Source organism: Paenibacillus tianjinensis (genome assembly GCF_017086365.1).
Taxonomy (GTDB): domain Bacteria; phylum Bacillota; class Bacilli; order Paenibacillales; family Paenibacillaceae; genus Paenibacillus_AQ; species Paenibacillus_AQ tianjinensis.
On record NZ_CP070969.1, the window covers coordinates 4552935 to 4571011 of the forward strand.

The window sequence follows — 18077 nt, forward strand, 5'->3', positions numbered from 1 at the left end:
ACCGTCCTGGTGCTACGGGTATTACCAGGGATATCTTGCTTGCATTAAAGGACGGAGAACTGCACATCTACTTAACCCAATAACTTTCCGTGCGCTGTGGAAGAAGGAGTTAACCATGACGAAACCCTTTATCCAAGATCTTGTAAATGATATGACGCTGGACGAAAAACTGGCCCAGCTCACCCAGCTGGGTCCTCACTATTGGGGTCTGGACGATACTGTGGATTTAACGGGTCCGTTCAAGGAGCTGAACATAGAGCCGCATATAATTCATAGCATCGGCAGCGTATTAAACGGCATTGGTGCCAGGAATGTAATAGAGCTGCAGACCCGGCATCTGCAGAACAGCCGCCAGCGGATCCCCCTGCTCTTCATGGCGGATGTGATCCACGGCTACCGGACCATCCTGCCAATCCCGCTGGCGATGGGCGCAAGCTTTGATCTGGCAGCCTGTGAACGGTTTGCCGCTATTGCGGCCAAGGAAAGCGCTGCTGCCGGGATTCATGTTACGTTCTCCCCGATGACCGATCTTGTGCGCGATCCGCGCTGGGGGCGTGTAATGGAAACCTCCGGCGAGGACCCTTACCTGAACGCCCTGGTTACGGCAAGTATGGTCCGCGGCTACCAGGGCAATGACCTTAGGGATAAAGGCCGCATCGCCGCCTGTGTGAAGCATTTCGCCGCCTATGGTGCACCCGAGGGCGGGCGCGAATACAATACGGTCGATCTGTCCTCCGGCGTATTGCGCGACTTCTATCTGCCTGCTTATAAAGCAGCCGTTGATGCCGGGGTTGCGATGGTAATGGCTGCCTTCAATACCGTAGACCGCATCCCGGCAAGCGGGAATAAGCAGCTGCTCCGCGGTATCCTGCGGGAGGAATGGGGCTTCGGCGGTGTGACAATCGCTGACTTCAATTCCGTTAATGAGCTGATCCCCCATGGCGCGGCGCACGATGGCGGGGAAGCAGCAGAGCTAAGTCTCGCTGCCGGACTTGATATAGAGATGATGTCCACCCACTATCTTGCCCATGGTGCGGAGCTTGTGGAGCAAGGCCGGCTGGACGCCGCCCTGATCGATGAGGCGGTCATCCGGGTGCTGGAGCTTAAGGATGCGCTGGGCCTGTTCGACAATCCGTTCAAGGATGCCGATCCGCAAGCGGATGAAGCGGCTGAACCCAGCGGGGAGCACCGTCAGGCTGCCCGGGAACTGGCGGCTGGCTGTGTTGTACTGCTGAAAAATGACGATGAGGTGCTGCCGCTTAAACGGGGGATGAAGATCGGCCTGGCCGGCCCCTTTGCGGCCTCTGTCAATGTGCTGGGCGGCTGGTCCGGGACCGGACAGGATTCCGCTGTATCGTTATATTCAGGCCTTGCGCAAAAAAACGCTGCCGGAGATATTCTTACGGGTATGACCGGTGAGCTGGGCAGTATGCTGGAGGGAATCTTTGATGTGGCAGATGAAACAGAGGAAGCGTATAGCCGGCTGAAAGATTGCGATGTCATTCTGGTTGCTGTAGGCGAGAACCAGCACGATACCGGAGAAGGCGGCAGCAAGTCCTGCCTCCGGCTGTCCCCCAATCAGGAGAAGCTGATCTGGCGGCTGAAGGATACCGGCAAACCGGTGGTCACTATTGTATTCAGCGGACGTCCGCTGGAGCTGAAGCCTGTTCTTGAAGCCAGTGACGCCCTGGTGCAGGCCTGGTTCCTCGGGATAGAATCCGGGAATGCCCTCGCGGATGTACTGTTCGGGGATTATAACCCGTCCGGACGCCTGTCGATGAGCTTTCCCTATACGGTGGGTCAGATTCCGGTGTATTATAACGCCTATCAGACCGGGCGCCCCTATGATCCCGAGTATCCCCAGGTCCGTTATGTTACCCGCTATCTGGACTGTCCCAATGACCCGCTGTTCTGCTTCGGCTATGGGCTAAGCTATTCAAGTTTTGCTTACAGCAGCTTTACAGTTAAACGGGTGGATGACGAAGATCACCTGATTGCCTCCGTCGAGGTAGAGAATACTTCAAACATCGCCGGTAAAGAAACCGTCCAGCTCTATATCCGTGATGTCAGCGCAAGTGTGGTGCGTCCGGTCAAAGAGCTGAAGGGCTTCCGCCAGCTGCTGCTTGCCCCACATGAGAAACAGGCGGTCTCCTTCGAGATCACCAGGGACATGCTGATGTTCTACGGCAAGGACGACCAGCTGATCTTCGAGCCCGGGGAATTTGACATTATGATTGGCCGGAATTCCGGAGACTGCAGCACTGAACGGATCTGGATCGGCTGATCTCACTATCGCTGTATAACTGAAAGCGCCACACCCTTACACCCGTATGGTGAAATAGGCGGTTGGCGTTTTTCAGTGAACCTGAGAGGAGAATGTAAGGATGAGCGGCAATTTATCGTTCCGGCAAGACGGAACCTTTACCATTGTGCAATTTACCGATCTTCACTGGATGGACGGAAGAGCCGAGGACCAGCGTACCCGGGAGCTGATGGAACGCGTGCTCGAAGCGGAGCATCCGGATCTGGTTGTATTCACGGGAGATCTCATTTATACCGGACCCGTGTCTCCGGGAGACCAGGAATGTACCCAGCCTGAACAAGCCTTCCGGGAGGCTGTAGCCGTGGTGGAGAACGCCGGATTTCCCTGGGCCTTTGTATTCGGCAACCACGATACCGAGAAGGGGATCACCCGGCGGGAGCTGATGCAGATTGCCCTCGAACATCCCCACACCCTAGCGGAACCCGGTCCCGAAGAGATTGCCGGAACCGGCAATTACAGTCTTGAAATCGCAGGTCCGGACGGCCGGGCCGCCGCACTGCTATATTTCCTGGACACCGGCAGCTATTCCGAAGTGGAGCATGTTCCGGGCTATAACTGGGTTCAGCGGGATCAGATCAGCTGGCTGACTGGAGAATCCGCGCGGCTGAACCCGCAGGCAGGCGCGGCAAAGCTGCCGGCACTGGCCTTCTTTCACATCCCGCTCCCTGAGTACCAGGAAATGTGGGACACTCAAATTTGCCGCGGACAAAAATTCGAGCGTGTCTGCTCGCCGGTGATCAATTCCGGATTATTTGCGGCCTTGCTGGAAATGGAGGATGTGCGGGGGACCTTTTGCGGACATGACCACGTCAACGACTATACCGGCAGCCTGCATGGCATCCGCCTCTGCTACGGAAGGGCTACCGGCTACAACACTTATGGCAGAGAAGGCTTCATGCGCGGCGCCCGGGTTATCCGGATGACGCTCGGCAGCCAGGACTTTGACACCTGGCTTCGGTTGGAGGACGGTTCTGTTATTATGGAGCAGCCTGTTCATGAGCCTGAATAATTGATGAGCATTCAGGCTGCCGGGTAATTTCCCGGCAGCCTTTTGGGTTTCTTGTATACAATTGCCCGGGCAATTATTCGCTGTTTATCCCGGCTATATGTGAGGGCATTCCTGGTCCATGTTAATGATAATTCCCCTGTCTCCAGTGCTGTTGTTTGCTTGCTGTTCATCCTGTATCCTCCCTATTCCCAGTAGAATGGTCCGGCTTCCTTGACCCGGGCTAAGGCTTCCACGTAGAAAAAATCTCCGTAAATCAGCGGAACATCAATATTCCGGTTCTCAGGATAGTTACTCGTGCCGTGCAGCAGCAGTCCTTCCTCGTTCGCATTCCCCCATGTACCGTAATTCCGGTAGAGGGACTCCAGGATCTTCATCGCCCCATTCCGGTATACATTAGAGTCTGAAGCATTCACCTGACCGGCCAGCAGCAGCAGCCCGCTCGCTGCGCAGGCTCCGGCCGAGGTATCACGGAGATCACCGGTTGCCCCGGATGTGCGGAAGTCCCAATGCGGAACATGATCCTCCGGCAGGCGGGTCAGGAAGAAATTCGCCACCTGCTGTGCTGCATGCAGGTAGTCCTGCTTGCCGGAATGGTGATAGGCCAGCGCCAATCCGTAGATGGCCCAGGCGGTGCCGCGCGACCAGGCCGACTCCGGCGCATAGCCTTGCCCGCCGAGCTTCTCCGTAACTTCACCCGTCTCCGGGTTGAAGCTGACGATATGATAAACCGAACCGTCGGGCCGGATGAAATGCTCCAGCACCGTATCCATATGCGCCTCGGCGATATGGCGGTAGCGGGGATCCCCGGTCACCCGGGAAGCCCAAAAGAGCAGGCTCGTATTCATACAGCAGTCGATAATCGCGATCCCGCTGTTATCCTCGCCTTCCCGCCACGGATTCCAGGCGCGGATATAGCGGCCCTTCAGATTGAAGCGGGCTGCCAGATAATTCGCGGCCTTAAGTGCCCTGATCCGCGAGGCTTCATTACCCGTTAGCTTGAAGTTCGCTACACTGGTCAGCAGCCACATGAAGCCCAAATCATGATCCAGCTTGACATAGCCGTCAAGCACCTCATCGAGCCGCTGCTCACACTCTTCGGCAATTGCCTTCAGACTCTCGTCCCCGCTCTCCGCGTACAACTGCCAGAGCATGCCCGGCCAGAAGCCGGCTGTCCACCAGTTCGGACCTTCAAGCACATATTGGCCTCCCTGGCTGGCATGAGGAAATCCGGCGCCGATTCTCCGGCTGTTGCTTCTGGTCTTCTCCAGCGCCTTGCTCCAGGCTTCATCGATCCATGTTTGCTTTGCCGTCATTTCCATCTTCGAGCTCCCGCCTTTATTTTGAATTTACACGCTTCCTTTATAGAAACTGAAAAGTAAAGGCAAATCTGCCCCCGCTGCCGGGCCGGACCGCATGAAAGTCCAGGCTGTGCCAGACCTGCTCCCGCCCAAAATGATCCCGGTATCTATGCGCTGCGATTTCCGGTTCTACTGCCACGGGATCGTAAGATACTTCGACTCCGCCGCCCGCCCCTGGCAACAGCACGACACCGGACCGGAGAAGCAGCGGCTTGCGCCATGTGACAAACCGCTCGGTCCAGCTTCCCGGAACACCTTCATACCGGTATTCATCCAGCAGCTCCAGACGGGGCAGCTTCTCTTTGTGCCAGACGAAGGACCGGGTAAGTGACAGCAGGGCTTCAACCTCATAGGCCCGCGTCACGTCCAGCGACAGTTCATCCGTGTCCCCCGTGGATGCATGGAGCACCACGGAGCTGAATTGCTGTCCTTGAGATTGATTCCGCCCGTCAATAACCGGTACCGAATGGCCCTGCGATCCGTTGCAATCATACTGATAGCGGCCGGCGCCGAAGTAATCCGCCGTATATTCCCCGCTGCCGAGATCAGCTGTGAAGACCTCGCCCCGCCCGGTCAAGATGAACTGTCCCAAGTCATTATGGTTATGCGGCTCCGCATTGTGGCCGCCCTTGGCCGCGAATCCGAATGTGCCCGCTTCCGAGACATACCGCGAAATCAGCCATGCAGCATCGGGAAGATAGCAGCTCGAGGCATTCCAGGCGCTCTTCCCGCTGCCTGGCCTAGTCCAGAGCAGATTACGGAGCGCCGGAGCAAACCGGCTGCAGTGATCTTCGGTGTACGGCGCACGGAGTACTGACGGCGGACGCTCGACCTCCCCCGGATAAACTTCCGCCAGATAATGGGACAAGCCCATATGCACCGACATCTGCGGCAGAGAATCCGAGAAATTAGCGACAAGGGCACCATCGATGAAGCATTGCTGCTGAAACCGGGCGGCCTTGCGCACCTTCTCGTTGTGGAACCTATCCAGCTTCCCCCCGCTGCGGGAGCGGAGCAGGTCACTGTAATAAGTGAAATAGCCAAAGCCGTAATTCCAGTAGCCAAGCCCCTCAAGGCATGCCCCGTCTTCTCCGAAGCCTTCCAGATAATAGCGCATGCTGCTCTCTGTCCTGAACAAAATTTCCGTCAGGAGCCCGGGATCGTGCATCGACAGCAGCGCAGCTGCCCCGATCGAGCCTGCACAGACAGCCGCCCAGTTATGCCGGGCAGTCTCCCATTCATAAGGCCCCTGAGTAAGGAAAGGCCGGAACAGTCTGAGCTCCACTTCTTGCTGTATCCGTAAGCGGAGCGCCGCGGGGAGCCTTTCCCCCAGCAGCAGCGATATCTCGCTCAGCGTAAAGCCGGTCTCGGAAGAAAACAGATCTATATAGCGGTCGATATCTTCCGCCTGATGCTCCCGGGGGAGATGCGCAGGCAGGCACCAGGTGTACTCCCCGCATACCGCCCGGATGATATCCTCCAGCTGCTCCAAATGACGCGGATTCTCCGGCTCCAGCAGTGCCAGAAACACATAGGTGTTGAGCCGTCTTCTCCGTTCGAAGTAGACCTTCTCATACGGAAGTCTCGAACCCGTCCATGCGAACATAGCAAACAGCCCTGATGTCAGCTCCGGTACCGCCTGCCTGTCCAGCTTCTGCCCCTCCGCACGGATTTCTGCAATCTCCTGCGCTAAATGTGCTGACGCTGCTGCCTGTTTCCACCAAGCCTCCGCATCTCCCTCCGGAAAATACAGGCTTAAGGATACCGGCTTCAGCTCCTTCACTGTTTCGAAAAGCTCCTGCTTATTCATGCATTCTTCCTCCTGTCACGTGGGGATTATCGCTTTCACTTGCCCAAAGCACTATCACGCATCACATTCTCACCGGCGGCAATTCTTTGCGAGGTCCATTTCATGTTTTCCCCCGCCCAGAAGGGATCGGAAGGAAGCAGGCCAAGCGGCAGAAATACGGACGCACATAAGTAGAGGCTGCCTGTATTGATATAGCTCTCCGCAAGCTCCGGCTGGTAGCCGTATACCCCCGGGCGCAGCCATCCGTCCGCATCGAAATTGCCGGGAAACTCCATAATCCGGGCGATCACTGCGGTCAGGGCACAGCGCACCTGCTGGGGCGGAAGCGCTTCCTCAAGGAAATGCTGAAGTGCCGCCTGCGAGAGCAGCTGAAATGCTCCAAAACGGTAGACAATGGAGCGGCCGTTGAACGGATACGTTCCATCCGGTGCGATCATACGCTCCAGCACGGTTGCGTATCTCCGTGCCCGCTCCACGATCACCGGCTCCCATTCAGCGTATTGCCCCGATTCGTGTTCAAAGAGTGCTACCACATCGACCAGCATCGGCTGAATGACAAAGCTGTTGTAATAATCCCAGTGAAACTCCTTGCCGTCCCCGTATACGCCATCCCCCTTATACCAGTCCATGAACATATGGAGGGCATACCCCACGCGCATCCGGTCATATTCGGGATCACCGAGGATGTACAGTGCGGCTTCGACCATGGCGCTGAACAGCAGCCAGTTGCTGCCGCTCGGCGCGGTACGCCGCGTCTGCTTCATAGCGGCGATTACATTGCCTCTGACCCGCTCACTAAGCCGCCCGGCCAGCTGCTTCGTTGCGCGCACCAGCGCATGGGCCAGAAAGGCCGCATCGACCAGCGGCTGTCCTTCGGTCCGGAAATCCATGTAATCCGGTGAATCCGGATCAGTACCCGCATCGATGGCTTCCAGCATCAGCCCGGCATAACGGGCTCTAAGCTGCTCCTCTTCCCCCTCCAGCCCTTCCAGCTCCAGCCAAGGGGCCATTCCACAGGCCAGTCTGGCGAAGGCTTCGAGCTGGGCAAAGCTGCTCCGGTCACTGTGAAATGCTGTAGGAAGCTGTTTTTTTAGTTCCCTCCGGCTAAGTGCCTCCAGTACCGGATGTCCAATCCGCAGCATCGTATCCAGCCAGTATTTACGCTGTTCCGTATCATTCATTTATCATTTCGCTCCTTCAATTGCGCAATCTTCTACTATAGTTTACTGTTGTATTAATGCAATGTCTTTGCGATTAATGATGATTTATTGCGTTTCTTGCGATTAATCTGAAGGGTGGCCTCTCGTATGAAACATGCTGAGTATAATCAGGTGTTCGACGGCGATATTCTGGCGGGGATCGGCAACTCTCCGATCTCTCCCACTAGGGATTTCCATATTCATGACCATTACGAAATCTTCCTGTTCCTGGGTGGCAAAGTGAACGGATTTGTGGATCAATATAGCTATCCTCTGCAACGGGGTGATGTACTTCTGTTCAACAATCACGAGATTCATAAGATCATCAATTTGTCTACCGGGCCCTATGAACGGTTAACGATTCATTTTAAAGCGCCGCTCGTGTATCCCTTCTGTACGGCAAGCACGAATCTGCTGGCCTGCTTCCAGAACCGCCAGCCCGGAGAGCATAATCTAGCACATATGGATGAACCGAAGCTTACAGAATATATGGACCTGTCCTTGCGTCTGATCGACCTGCTGGAACATCCGAAATACGGCAGCGAGGTGCTGGCACTGACTTATCTGATTCAGCTTCTGGTACTCGTGGGTGAGCTGTACAGCCATAACCGTTCTGCCATTCCGAGCCTAATATCATCACACATCCAGTCCGCCATGAGCTATATCGATAACCATCTGCAGCTGAATCTGTCCCTGGAGCAGATTGCCGCGGAACTGGGTATCGATAAATATTATCTCAGCCATATGTTCAAGCAGCAGACAGGCGGAACGATCTACCGATACGTCCTGCTCAAAAAGATCGCTTTAGCCAAACAGCTCTTAACTGCCGGAACCTCCGTATCCGATACATGCTACCAGACCGGCTTCAATGATTATGCCAATTTCATCCGCACCTTCAAGAACATCACCGGCGTCCCGCCCGGTAAATACGGTAAGCAAACGGAGAAGCAAGACGGAATATAACCGCCCCTGACAGAAAAACCCGGCAGGCTGCTCACATCACAATCTGCCAGGTTCAATACAGCCGGCCACAATCCTCCTGGAGGCAGGTTCTCTGCCTGAGCGCAGCCTTCAGAGAGAAGCCGCTCCTGAGCTCTGGCGCCTCCTGCATTGTGCTTCAAATCACCCAGGCCCTTCCGGAAAATGCCGTATAGTTAGGGAGATAAGTTCCTGTTCTGCCCTATAATTTTCCTGGTAGGAGGTTAATGATTCAATGAGGAAATATATCCCTAACCAGCACGGCGCCTGGGCCATGCTCATCCTTCCCTTTCTGTTCGGTGTAGCAGCTTCTGGGAGGCAATGGATACATATTCCGCTGTTTGCCTGCTGGCTTCTGATTTATTTGTTCAGCTTTCCTTTGCTGCAGGGGGTCAAGAGCGGAAAATTCAAGCGTTATGAAAAGCCTTTGAAGGTATATGGAACTCTGCTGGTGCCATTAGTCATCTACCTGGTAATCACTGAACCGGTACTGTTATGGTTTGTTCTGCCGCTCCTGCCTTTGTTCGCTGTGAATCTCTATTATGCCAAAAGCAAAAATGAACGCGCCTTACTCAATGACATCTCAGCCATAGTGGCATTTTGCCTGATCATTTATCCGGTCTTCTACGTCGGTCAGGGTGAAAGCTGGCGGACAGCAACAGAGCTTTTCCTGCTGGCCGTACTGTATTTCGTCGGAACCGCCTTCTATGTCAAAACCGTCATTCGTGAACGCAACAATATCACCTTCTATTACGGATCTGTGGGTTATCATCTGCTGTTTGCAGCAGCCGGGCTATTCCTCTTCCCGTCATTGGTTGTCCCATTGCTAATTCTGCTGATACGGGCAGCCGTTGTACCCAAGACTGGGATCTCAGCCAAGCATACCGGAATGATCGAAATCGGCTTTTCCCTCATGTTATATGTGTCTGTGCTTGTGTTGTACTTCAATTGATTTTGGAGGTTACGAAATGGCAGAACCCTTTGAAAAGACTCTCATCCAATTAGTTGAGTGCGAGCTGTCTCCGGAAGAATGGCAGGCCTGGTGGGAGGACAACGAGGCTCAATTGGAGCAGCACTTATCCCGGGGCATTTTTCTCAAACTTAAGCCTATCAAGCATGGTTTTCGATGGGTACCCGTCCTTACCAGCCAAAAGGGAGCCATCGAATATCTTTCGGACAGAAACATTCCATTTAGAAGTTCAGATCTGTACCAGCAACACTATGAAACCGAACTTGCCGCCTTCTGCCTAGCTCAAAAGGAGCAGGATAAAACTCAGCTTGAACAGCTCCGGAAAAAGATGCCGGAACTCTTCCGGAACTATCCGAAGTTTGCGGCTTCACTTAAAAATGTTTACAGCAGTTCGGATGTTATTGATGGCGGAGCAGCTGTATATAAAATTGAACAAGTGGAAGCATCCCTCGGTTGTCAACTGCCGGGCGATGTAAAAATGCATTTTGAAATCACTGAGAATATTTCCATTGAAGGCATACATTTAGAATTGGAAGCACTGCGAAGAATAAATATTCAAGAGAAGCCCTATATCGTTCTGGGTGAATTTTGGAAAGAAGCAGACGGGGATTTATTGCTCATCAAGCCTGAACCAGCAGAGATCTGTACGGTCTACTATTACGCTCACGGGATTAACTCGGTAAAAAAGCTCTGCTCCGGGATCAAGCCGTTAATTGAAAACAAGTTTTCTTATTATAACCGTCAATAAATCGTTAATCGCCTGCAATGAAACAAGGAAGCTCTTCTACCGGTAACCCGGTTAGGGGAGCTTCCTTATTCTTGCGTTAATTCTATTCTACGATCATATCCTGATTGCTGGCCCCCGGGGGGACGATAGGATATACATTTTTCTCCTCGGTAATATCAAACTCCATTACGACAAGGCCGTCCGTGTGCAGCGCGAGCCCGATGATCTGCTCTGCTTCAGCAAGCGTATGGGCCCGGAACCCGTGAGCGCCAAAGGACTTGGCCAAGGCGACAAAATCCGGCGAGCTGATCCGTACCGAGGAATACCGCCGGCCCAGGAACAGCTGCTGCCACTGTCTTACCATACCCAGATACCCGTTCTTAAATATTGCGACCTTAACATTGAGCCCATGATCCACAGCCGTCATGATCTCCTGCATATTCATCTGGAAGCTGCCGTCACCCGTGATACAAATGATATGGCGGTCAGGAAAAGCAACGGCAGCGCCGATCGCAGCAGGCAAACCGTATCCCATGGTGCCAAGCCCCCCGGAGGTCAGAAAGGACCGGGCTTCCGAGAATTCATAATGCGTTGCGGTCCAAATCTGATGCTGGCCGACATCCGTAGCTATAATGGCATCGCCTGCTGTAGCCTTTTGAAGGCACCGGATAACTTCCTGGGGGGTCAGCTTAACCTCCAGTTCCCGTCTTGATTTTGCAGAGCGGCGGGTCCAGGTTCCGATCTGCTGTTCCCAAGCGGAGTGATCCGCTGCTGTATGTACGTTTTCCAGGAGTCCTGCGAGCAGTTCAGCGCATGAGCCTGTGATCGCTAAGTCTATGGGGATGTTCTTGTTCAGTTCCGATGTATCCAGATCCACCTGGATTTTATAAGATCCCGGAGAGAATGCTTTGCGGTTGCCGGTCACACGGTCACTGAAACGGACGCCGAGACAGAGCACAACATCAGCATTCTGCAGCGCACGGTTGGCAGCCACTGTTCCATGCATTCCCACCATGCCTAGATGAAGATGATGTCCGGACGGGAGCGCCCCCAGCCCCATGAGTGTACTGGCAACGGGAAGGTTAAAGCGCCCGGAGAACTCTTTTAATAGCGCTGGTGTACCATCTGTCATACAGCCTCCGCCAATCAGAATAAGCGGCCGCTGCGCCAAGCTCAGCCGCTCTGCCGCCACCTGAATATCCGCCGGATCAATGGCATGATCGGGCTGGTATCCCCGGATGAATGGCGGCGAACTCTGCATAGCAGTCTGGTTCTCCGCTGTGAACTCCGCATTCATCACATTCTTCGGCAGATCGGCTATGTCCCTGACAATATAATTGTGCTTGGTAACCGGCATGGTCATCCCGTAAATATCTACTTCCTGAAAGCTGTCCAGGCCAATAAGGTCGGTGGATACCTGTCCAGTAAGAACGATTAGCGGAACAGAATCCATAAATGCTGTAGCGATTCCTGTGACAGCGTTGGTTGCTCCGGGACCGCTGGTGACCAGTGCCACACCCGGCCGTCCGGTTGCTCTTGCGTATCCGTCTGCAGCATGAACCGCAGCCTGCTCATGCCTGACCAGCACATGCTGGATCCTGTCACAATCATACAAGGCATCATACAAAGGCAATACGGCACCGCCGGGGTATCCGAATAGGATTTCAATATTCTTCCCGATCAGCATCTCTATCAGCAGCTGTGCTCCGTTCATAGGTACAGTTCGTCTCCAGTCGTATAAAAAGTGTTTTCAGGTTACAAAATATGGGTATTACTTTATGATTACTACCTTAAGAGGAGAGTGAAAGTAATGGCCAACGAATCCAATCAATCGTCAAAGCTAAGCCGGGAGGAACGTGAGCAAATCGGCCGCCGGACGGGTGCAGGCTTCGCCCGGGTGGAGCGCACGGAAGCCACCGAAGGTTCGACCAATATTCCAACCGGATCGATCGGCGCAGAGCTGACAGAAGATGAAATCCGCCGCCTGGTAGGCTCGGGCAATTTTGAATCGGCCAAAAATGATCGGCAATCCGGCTCGATCAACAGCTGAAGCAGCGTTCCGCCGCCTAACCTCCAATATAGGACATGCCGATCTTGGTTCTGTTCTTCACGGTCTGTTCCGTCCGCTCATCGGAATAACGGTCACTCCGCTGCTCCCATACGTTTTGGATGGCTGCGAGCAAGCTTTGGTCACTCGCCCCGCTGCGGATCATCGCCTTGAGATCTGAGCCGCCGGAAGCGAACAGACAGGTAAACAGTTTGCCGTCAGAAGACAGCCGGGCCCGCGTACAGGAGGAGCAGAACGATTCAGATACGGACGTAATAAAGCCAACCTCCGTGCTGCTTCCCTTGTACCGGTACCTTTTGGCCACCTCACCGAAGTAATTATGGTCCTGCGCTTCCAGCTCAAAGCTGCTGTGGAGGCGCTCCAGTATTTCCCGCTTGGTGACGACTTTATCATAGCTCCAGCCGTTGTCGTTGCCGGCGTCCATAAATTCAATGAAGCGCAGCGTGATGTTCTTTTCTTTGAAGTAAGAGGCCATCGGCACAATCTCCGATTCGTTCACACCCCTCTGCACTACCATGTTCACTTTCACCTCAAAACCGGCTTGAACGGCATGATCAATATGCTGCAAAATCGTATCAGGCTTATATCCCCGTCCGTTCATTCTGCCGAACAGTTCAGGCTCCAGCGCGTCCAGACTGACATTAAGCCTGCGGAGTCCTGCCTCATACAGCGGCACAGCGTACCTTTCAAGCAATACCCCATTCGTTGTCAGTCCGATATCCTCCACTCCGCAGATCGAACGAATTCCCGCTACAAGTGCGGGAAGGTTCTGCCGCATCAGCGGCTCTCCTCCGGTCAGGCGGATTTTGCTTACGCCAAGGGAGACAAACAGCCCCGTCAGGCGCTGGATTTCTTCGAAAGTAAGCTGCTGACTTGCCGGAAGGAAGGCGAAATCATCACCGAACACTTCCTTTGGCATGCAATAAGAACAGCGGAAATTACACCGGTCAGTTACTGAAATCCGCAAATCGTGAATTGGCCGCAGCAGCTGGTCTTGTAGCGGATGAGTACTCATCTGTCTGTCTCCTTTCCGGTAAGCTTACCGGTTCATCCGGTTATTTCTGCGTAATATCGCTGAAGGTACCCACATACCGGACATCTTCGCCGGTCTCATCCTTCACAGCGCTGATATTCAGCCACTGCAAATACTCTTCGCCGTTCTTGCGCTTGTTCCAGATTTCTCCCTGCCACATGCCCTTTTCCCTGATCTCCCTCCACATGCCGAGGTAGAAATCCTTGGATTGGCGGCCTGACTTCAGAATGCTGGGCTGTCTGCCGAGCACTTCCTCTTCGGTGTAGCCTGTGAGCTTCGTAAATGCCGGATTCACTGACTTAATCAGGCCCGAGATATCCGTTACAAGAATACCCTGCCCGGTGGAGTTGAACACTTCAGCGGTAAGCGCAAGCCGGTCCTGAAAATAGAGCCACACTACCAGCACCAGACTGGCCAGCGCCACCTGTGAGAGCAGCATGAATCCTATCGAATATTGCCCGGTCGCCGAATAAATCACCGACAGCATAATCGGAGGGAAAAATCCGCCCAGACCGCCCATCATCGACACGATCCCGTTGGCAATCCCCGCCTGCTTATTGAAGTACAGGGGGACTAATTTGAAAATAACCCCGTTACCGATTCCCGCACTTACGGCAATCGCAAGGCATCCCGCGGTATACAGGCCCATATCCGGCATAAAGGCCAGGATGATTGCTGCTACCGTATAGATACTGAAGGTGCCGATCAGCAGGAACAGCGGCTGAAATTTATCACCGAGCCAGCCGCCTATGGGCCGGAAGAACGTTGCCACAGCAATGAAGCCGGCGGTTCGCATGCCTGCATCCACCTTTTCCAGACCGAAATTCGAGACCAGAAAGTTCGGCAGATAAATGGTAAAGGCAACGAAGGAGCCGAATGTTATGAAATAGAAAAGCGAGAACAGCCAGAGCTTTTCATTCCTGGATACACCCTTGATCTGTTCGATAATCGGTGTTTTGAGCTTGGGCTCATGACGGTCGCCGAAGAAGAAATTCAATGCGATAAACACCAGTAACAGAATCAGATATAGCTTAATCGCAGACGCCCAGCCAATCTGCGCAGCCACCATCGGAGCCGAGAAGGTAGTGACCGCCGTTCCGATATTCCCGATTCCATAGATCCCGTTGACCAGACCATGCTTCTCTTTGGGGAAATACTTGGGCAGGGAGGTCACGCCTACAGAAAATACGGCTCCGCCGATGCCAAGGAACACTCCGCCGATCATTAAATGGGTTACCGAAGAAGCTTCACTGATAAAATAGACCGGAAATAAAAGCAGAATAAAGCTGGACATAAAGATAATGCGGGCACCCAGAATGTTGGCATAATACCCAAGAGGAATTCTTAGTATAGAACCGAGTACAACCGGAATGGCCGTAACCATCGCCAATTTTCCCTGCGGGATGCTGATATCCTCCGAAATAAAGGGCATCAGGGAAGAGATGATCACCCACACCATGAATCCGGTAATCAAGTTTAATGTTTGTAGCGGCAACTGCAATTTTTTTATCATTCGCCCCACCTTTTCGCCATGTATTCTCTGATCGTCTGTACAAATACTTCCTGTATTCATTGTATCTGCCCATCCCCGGCTCAGATATAGGGGAGTCCCCTTTCCCTGACAGGGGAAACCCTGAAAATAAGAAGAAACGGCATAGCCGCCCTTTTTGGGGCGGTATCCGTTTCTGCGAGAAATAGAAGGATAATTTATAACATGAAGGTGATAAATTTTTATATTTTAAAATAACCCCACAAAGTGGGGCTTAGCTTCGGAGCTTAATCAGGTACTTTGCGGGGACCCCGGAAACTTCAATGCTAAAACAAGCCGCTCCTTTTAGGAGCAGCCCGTTCATTTCATGTAATAAGCGTGTTCAGCTTCTGGCATAACCGCTCTTTGTCCTTCGCACTCAGCTGATGTTCGGCCATCGGAAAAATGACCGTTTCTTCTTTTACAAAGTGTACCGTCAGTACCTCAAAAGCCTCCCCTGCATCTCTGACAGCAGCACGGATATCTTCCAGAGACAGCAGGTCTGGCCCGCCTTCTGTGTGATGCAGGAAATGCCCGATATACCCGTCAATTTCGCGGTGTTCCTCCTGAATTCCAACCAGCGGTCCTTGTTCAAACCCGATATAAGTGCCCAGCAGCGGGAAAAAATGCGTCTCTTCCTTCATAGTATGCTTCTTCAGCGGACCGGTAAACTCCAGGATCGCCTGCCGCAGCTCTTGAAGCCGTATCCTGACCTCATCCAGACGGATATGTTCCTGTTCAAACCAAAGTACGATGGCATGCCATTCTTCCATTAAAAAAGATAAATAGCGGTGCTCATTCTCAAGAATGCGCATGGCGGGCGTTGTGAACTGCAACTCTGTATATTCCGGCATGCAGCGGTACCTCCATTCGCCGGTTAGAAATCCAGCATTTTTTTCTTCAAAGCATATTCGACCAGCTCAGGCCGGCTTTTAAGATTCAATTTCTCCATAATTTTCGCTTTGTGGGCTTCTACCGTTTTCACAGAAATGAATAGCCTTTCTGCTATTTCTTTATTTCCGTAACCTTTGGCAATAAGCGGCAAAATCTCCAGCTCCCGCTTAGACAACAGCTCAAACAGGTCTTCTGTCCCGGCGGTTTTCTCCTGCTTGATGAACTCACGGACAAGAGAGGTGGCCATCTTGGGATGGATATAGGTACCCCCTTCATAGATGGTCCGGATGGCCAGCAGAAGTTCCTCGTCCGGCGCACTTTTGAGCACATAACCGGAGGCTCCGTTCTTCAATACATGAAAGAGGTATTCATCATCATCATGCATCGTCAGGATCAGGATTTTGGTATCGGGGTAATCCTCTTTAATCTTGCCAGTCGCAACCAGCCCGCTTTCTCCCGGGGGCATGCTTAGATCCATAATAAGAATATTCGGACGGAATTTGGCGACCAGTGCATAAGCTTCCCTGCCGTCTGCCGCCGCTCCGATCACTTCAATGTCATCCTGAAAATTGAGAATCATGGAGAACCCGCTGCGTACGATCGCATGGTCGTCTGCGATGACAATCTTCATCAGAAGCTCATTCCTTTCCTCGGGCAAATCCTACTGGAACCTGCAAAAGAATTCTCGTTCCCCTGCCTATCCCTGAATCTACATTGAAGGTGCCGCCCACCAGCTCCGCCCGTTCCTGCATGCCAAAGAGGCCAAGTCCGGTACCACTGGGCTCGTCACCCTGATTGAAGCCAATCCCCTCATCCTCAATCAGAAGGCGCAGCACACCGTCCTTTTCGGTAAGGGATACTTTGACTGTATCTACCTGGGCATACTTCAGAGCGTTCAAGACAGCCTCCTGGCACACACGGTACACAACGGTTTCGATCTCACTCTCATACCGTCTGTCCGCTAGCCGGGACTCATATTCAATGACAAGCCCATAGCTTTGCTCCATCCGCTTGAAGTGTGAACGGAATGCAGCCTCCAGTCCGAAGTCATCCAGTGCAGCCGGCCTGAGCTCCACCGAGAGGTTGCGGATATCCTGCAGAAGCCTTGTCATGGAAACTTCAGTCTGCTTCACTTTCTTCAGCAGCTGCTCATCGGCTGTCATATATTTCAGTACCCGCAGATCAATCACGGCGCTCATCAGCTCTTGGGCTACACTGTCATGGAGCTCACGGGAAATCCGCTTGCGTTCATTCTCCTGCGCCTCAATGATATGCTTCATCATTTTGTTCTGATAGAACTTCTCTTGGGTCTTGAACTGTCTGGTTAAATCCCTAAGCATAAACACTCTAATATCATTCTCGTAGTCTATCGTATGAAAGGTCGCGGCATAAGGAACGATCCCCTTATCCTTCGTCTCCAGATAGACTTGATAGGAAGTGAACTCCTCGGAGTCCGGGGTATTCAAATAACAATCCAGACAAGTGCGAAGCTCCGTCTCACTGGTGTATCCCCGGCAGGTGCCGCAAAGCGCCTTCGGATTTCCCTGATACAGCTGCTTCAGAATATCCTTGTCTATAATATTCTCAGCAGCGGGATTCATCGCCAGCGCTTTCCCTTCCCGGTCAAAAAAGAACATCGCTTCCGTGCTGTTCTCGAACAGCTTCGTCATGAGCAGGCTCGGCAGATCCTTTCCGGGTGTGATCAACTCAGCAACAATTCCTTCCCGTTCAAGTCTCCAATACCCTTACGCGCTGTCGCTTCCAGGGCCAGCAGCATTTCACCGGTTACCTCACGCTCTCCCCTGAATCCGCCAAGAAGCACACCAGCGACGCGGGCATCATTCCACATGGGTACAGCACCAATGCTGTTCAGATTCTCCATCTTGGTAATGGGATAATTAAATAACGAATCAGGCTTCACATCTTTCTGCACAGAAGGGAGTAGAAACGGTTTTCCGGTCTTGAACACGATGCCCGCAATCCCTCTTCCGGATTGAAGAACGATCCGCTTGTAACGTTCATTCGTGTTCCCGGAGGCGTATTTCCATCGGATAACGTAGTCATATTCTGCGGGTTCAGCCAGTGCCAGTGACATGAAATCATAACCTAAATCCATACGGATCCGGTCAAGCTCCAGTTGGTAATCCACCTTATTGGTCATCGCATTCTCTCCTAATTGA

16 protein-coding genes are annotated in these 18077 nt (G+C 53.0%); 6 read left to right on the forward strand and 10 right to left on the reverse strand.

All coding sequences use genetic code 11. The annotated features are described in order from the left end of the window. Nucleotides 1-115 precede the first annotated feature (115 nt). Together bglX and JRJ22_RS21275 are read left to right on the forward strand one after the other, a co-directional pair. Nucleotides 116-2284: a beta-glucosidase BglX gene (bglX, locus tag JRJ22_RS21270; RefSeq protein ID WP_206101384.1), complete on the forward strand. Its 2169-nt coding sequence runs from the start codon at nucleotides 116-118 to the stop codon at nucleotides 2282-2284. Between the two features lie 100 nt (nucleotides 2285-2384). Beyond that, on the forward strand, nucleotides 2385-3332 hold the full coding sequence (locus JRJ22_RS21275) for a metallophosphoesterase family protein (RefSeq protein WP_206101385.1): 948 nt from the start codon (nucleotides 2385-2387) through the stop codon (nucleotides 3330-3332). A 182-nt stretch (nucleotides 3333-3514) separates the two neighbouring features. Here JRJ22_RS21275 and JRJ22_RS21280 read toward each other — a convergent pair whose 3' ends face one another. Genes JRJ22_RS21280 through JRJ22_RS21290 form a run of 3 tightly spaced genes read right to left on the reverse strand, consistent with a single transcriptional unit; the run spans nucleotide 3515 to nucleotide 7681 of the window. Next, nucleotides 3515-4651 (reverse strand): glycoside hydrolase family 88 protein, encoded by a 1137-nt coding sequence (locus JRJ22_RS21280; RefSeq protein WP_408637849.1) that lies wholly within the window; start codon nucleotides 4649-4651, stop codon nucleotides 3515-3517. A 40-nt stretch (nucleotides 4652-4691) separates the two neighbouring features. After that, nucleotides 4692-6500, reverse strand: coding sequence for a heparinase II/III family protein (locus tag JRJ22_RS21285; protein WP_206101387.1), 1809 nt, complete (start codon nucleotides 6498-6500; stop codon nucleotides 4692-4694). Between the two features lie 35 nt (nucleotides 6501-6535). Then, nucleotides 6536-7681, reverse strand: a complete 1146-nt coding sequence (locus JRJ22_RS21290; RefSeq protein WP_206101388.1) for a DUF2264 domain-containing protein — start codon at nucleotides 7679-7681, stop codon at nucleotides 6536-6538. Nucleotides 7682-7807: 126 nt separating this feature from the next. Here JRJ22_RS21290 and JRJ22_RS21295 point away from each other — a divergent pair, with 126 nt between their 5' ends. The 3 genes from JRJ22_RS21295 to JRJ22_RS21305 all read left to right on the forward strand — a co-directional run bounded on the left by JRJ22_RS21295 (nucleotide 7808) and on the right by JRJ22_RS21305 (nucleotide 10395). Further along, entirely contained in the window at nucleotides 7808-8662 is an 855-nt protein-coding gene (locus JRJ22_RS21295; protein WP_206101389.1) for a helix-turn-helix domain-containing protein, read from the forward strand. Nucleotides 8663-8912: 250 nt separating this feature from the next. Beyond that, complete coding sequence (locus tag JRJ22_RS21300; RefSeq protein ID WP_206101390.1) at nucleotides 8913-9629, forward strand: YwiC-like family protein; 717 nt, start codon at nucleotides 8913-8915, stop codon at nucleotides 9627-9629. A gap of 16 nt (nucleotides 9630-9645) precedes the next feature. After that, the gene (locus JRJ22_RS21305; protein ID WP_206101391.1) at nucleotides 9646-10395 is read left to right on the forward strand and encodes an SMI1/KNR4 family protein; all 750 of its coding nucleotides are present in this window, start codon (nucleotides 9646-9648) and stop codon (nucleotides 10393-10395) included. Between the two features lie 82 nt (nucleotides 10396-10477). Here JRJ22_RS21305 and JRJ22_RS21310 read toward each other — a convergent pair whose 3' ends face one another. Further along, a complete protein-coding gene (locus JRJ22_RS21310) occupies nucleotides 10478-12088 on the reverse strand; it encodes a thiamine pyrophosphate-binding protein (RefSeq protein WP_206101392.1) in 1611 nt (536 codons plus the stop codon). Nucleotides 12089-12184: 96 nt separating this feature from the next. On the opposite strand from JRJ22_RS21310, the gene JRJ22_RS21315 reads away from it, so the two are divergent. Then, nucleotides 12185-12424: a hypothetical protein gene (locus JRJ22_RS21315; RefSeq protein ID WP_206101393.1), complete on the forward strand. Its 240-nt coding sequence runs from the start codon at nucleotides 12185-12187 to the stop codon at nucleotides 12422-12424. A gap of 16 nt (nucleotides 12425-12440) precedes the next feature. On the opposite strand, the gene moaA is transcribed toward JRJ22_RS21315, so the two are convergent. The 6 genes from moaA to JRJ22_RS21345 all read right to left on the reverse strand — a co-directional run bounded on the left by moaA (nucleotide 12441) and on the right by JRJ22_RS21345 (nucleotide 18058). Continuing rightward, nucleotides 12441-13457, reverse strand: coding sequence for a GTP 3',8-cyclase MoaA (gene moaA / locus JRJ22_RS21320; RefSeq protein WP_206101394.1), 1017 nt, complete (start codon nucleotides 13455-13457; stop codon nucleotides 12441-12443). A gap of 40 nt (nucleotides 13458-13497) precedes the next feature. Next, a complete protein-coding gene (locus JRJ22_RS21325; RefSeq protein ID WP_206101395.1) occupies nucleotides 13498-14988 on the reverse strand; it encodes a nitrate/nitrite transporter in 1491 nt (496 codons plus the stop codon). A 341-nt stretch (nucleotides 14989-15329) separates the two neighbouring features. Next, entirely contained in the window at nucleotides 15330-15857 is a 528-nt protein-coding gene (locus tag JRJ22_RS21330; protein ID WP_206101396.1) for a hemerythrin domain-containing protein, read from the reverse strand. A gap of 23 nt (nucleotides 15858-15880) precedes the next feature. Then, complete coding sequence (locus JRJ22_RS21335; RefSeq protein ID WP_206101397.1) at nucleotides 15881-16528, reverse strand: response regulator transcription factor; 648 nt, start codon at nucleotides 16526-16528, stop codon at nucleotides 15881-15883. Between the two features lie 7 nt (nucleotides 16529-16535). After that, complete coding sequence (locus tag JRJ22_RS21340; RefSeq protein ID WP_206105244.1) at nucleotides 16536-17567, reverse strand: sensor histidine kinase; 1032 nt, start codon at nucleotides 17565-17567, stop codon at nucleotides 16536-16538. Nucleotides 17568-17599: 32 nt separating this feature from the next. Next, nucleotides 17600-18058 carry a GAF domain-containing protein gene (locus JRJ22_RS21345; protein WP_206101398.1) on the reverse strand — a complete coding sequence of 153 codons (459 nt, stop codon included), beginning with the start codon at nucleotides 18056-18058 and terminating at the stop codon, nucleotides 17600-17602. Nucleotides 18059-18077: the final 19 nt, after the last annotated feature.

Excerpts from the sequence above, each read along its gene's own strand:
- bglX (WP_206101384.1), top strand. The coding sequence starts at position 116 with ATGACGAAACCCTTTATCCAAGATCTTGTAAATGATATGACGCTGGAC.
- JRJ22_RS21275 (WP_206101385.1), top strand. The coding sequence starts at position 2,385 with ATGAGCGGCAATTTATCGTTCCGGCAAGACGGAACCTTTACCATTGTG.
- JRJ22_RS21280 (WP_408637849.1), bottom strand. The coding sequence starts at position 4,651 with ATGGAAATGACGGCAAAGCAAACATGGATCGATGAAGCCTGGAGCAAG.
- JRJ22_RS21285 (WP_206101387.1), bottom strand. The coding sequence starts at position 6,500 with ATGAATAAGCAGGAGCTTTTCGAAACAGTGAAGGAGCTGAAGCCGGTA.
- JRJ22_RS21290 (WP_206101388.1), bottom strand. The coding sequence starts at position 7,681 with ATGAATGATACGGAACAGCGTAAATACTGGCTGGATACGATGCTGCGG.
- JRJ22_RS21295 (WP_206101389.1), top strand. The coding sequence starts at position 7,808 with ATGAAACATGCTGAGTATAATCAGGTGTTCGACGGCGATATTCTGGCG.
- JRJ22_RS21300 (WP_206101390.1), top strand. The coding sequence starts at position 8,913 with ATGAGGAAATATATCCCTAACCAGCACGGCGCCTGGGCCATGCTCATC.
- JRJ22_RS21305 (WP_206101391.1), top strand. The coding sequence starts at position 9,646 with ATGGCAGAACCCTTTGAAAAGACTCTCATCCAATTAGTTGAGTGCGAG.
- JRJ22_RS21310 (WP_206101392.1), bottom strand. The coding sequence starts at position 12,088 with ATGAACGGAGCACAGCTGCTGATAGAGATGCTGATCGGGAAGAATATT.
- JRJ22_RS21315 (WP_206101393.1), top strand. The coding sequence starts at position 12,185 with ATGGCCAACGAATCCAATCAATCGTCAAAGCTAAGCCGGGAGGAACGT.
- moaA (WP_206101394.1), bottom strand. The coding sequence starts at position 13,457 with ATGAGTACTCATCCGCTACAAGACCAGCTGCTGCGGCCAATTCACGAT.
- JRJ22_RS21325 (WP_206101395.1), bottom strand. The coding sequence starts at position 14,988 with ATGATAAAAAAATTGCAGTTGCCGCTACAAACATTAAACTTGATTACC.
- JRJ22_RS21330 (WP_206101396.1), bottom strand. The coding sequence starts at position 15,857 with ATGCCGGAATATACAGAGTTGCAGTTCACAACGCCCGCCATGCGCATT.
- JRJ22_RS21335 (WP_206101397.1), bottom strand. The coding sequence starts at position 16,528 with ATGAAGATTGTCATCGCAGACGACCATGCGATCGTACGCAGCGGGTTC.
- JRJ22_RS21340 (WP_206105244.1), bottom strand. The coding sequence starts at position 17,567 with ATGACGAAGCTGTTCGAGAACAGCACGGAAGCGATGTTCTTTTTTGAC.
- JRJ22_RS21345 (WP_206101398.1), bottom strand. The coding sequence starts at position 18,058 with ATGACCAATAAGGTGGATTACCAACTGGAGCTTGACCGGATCCGTATG.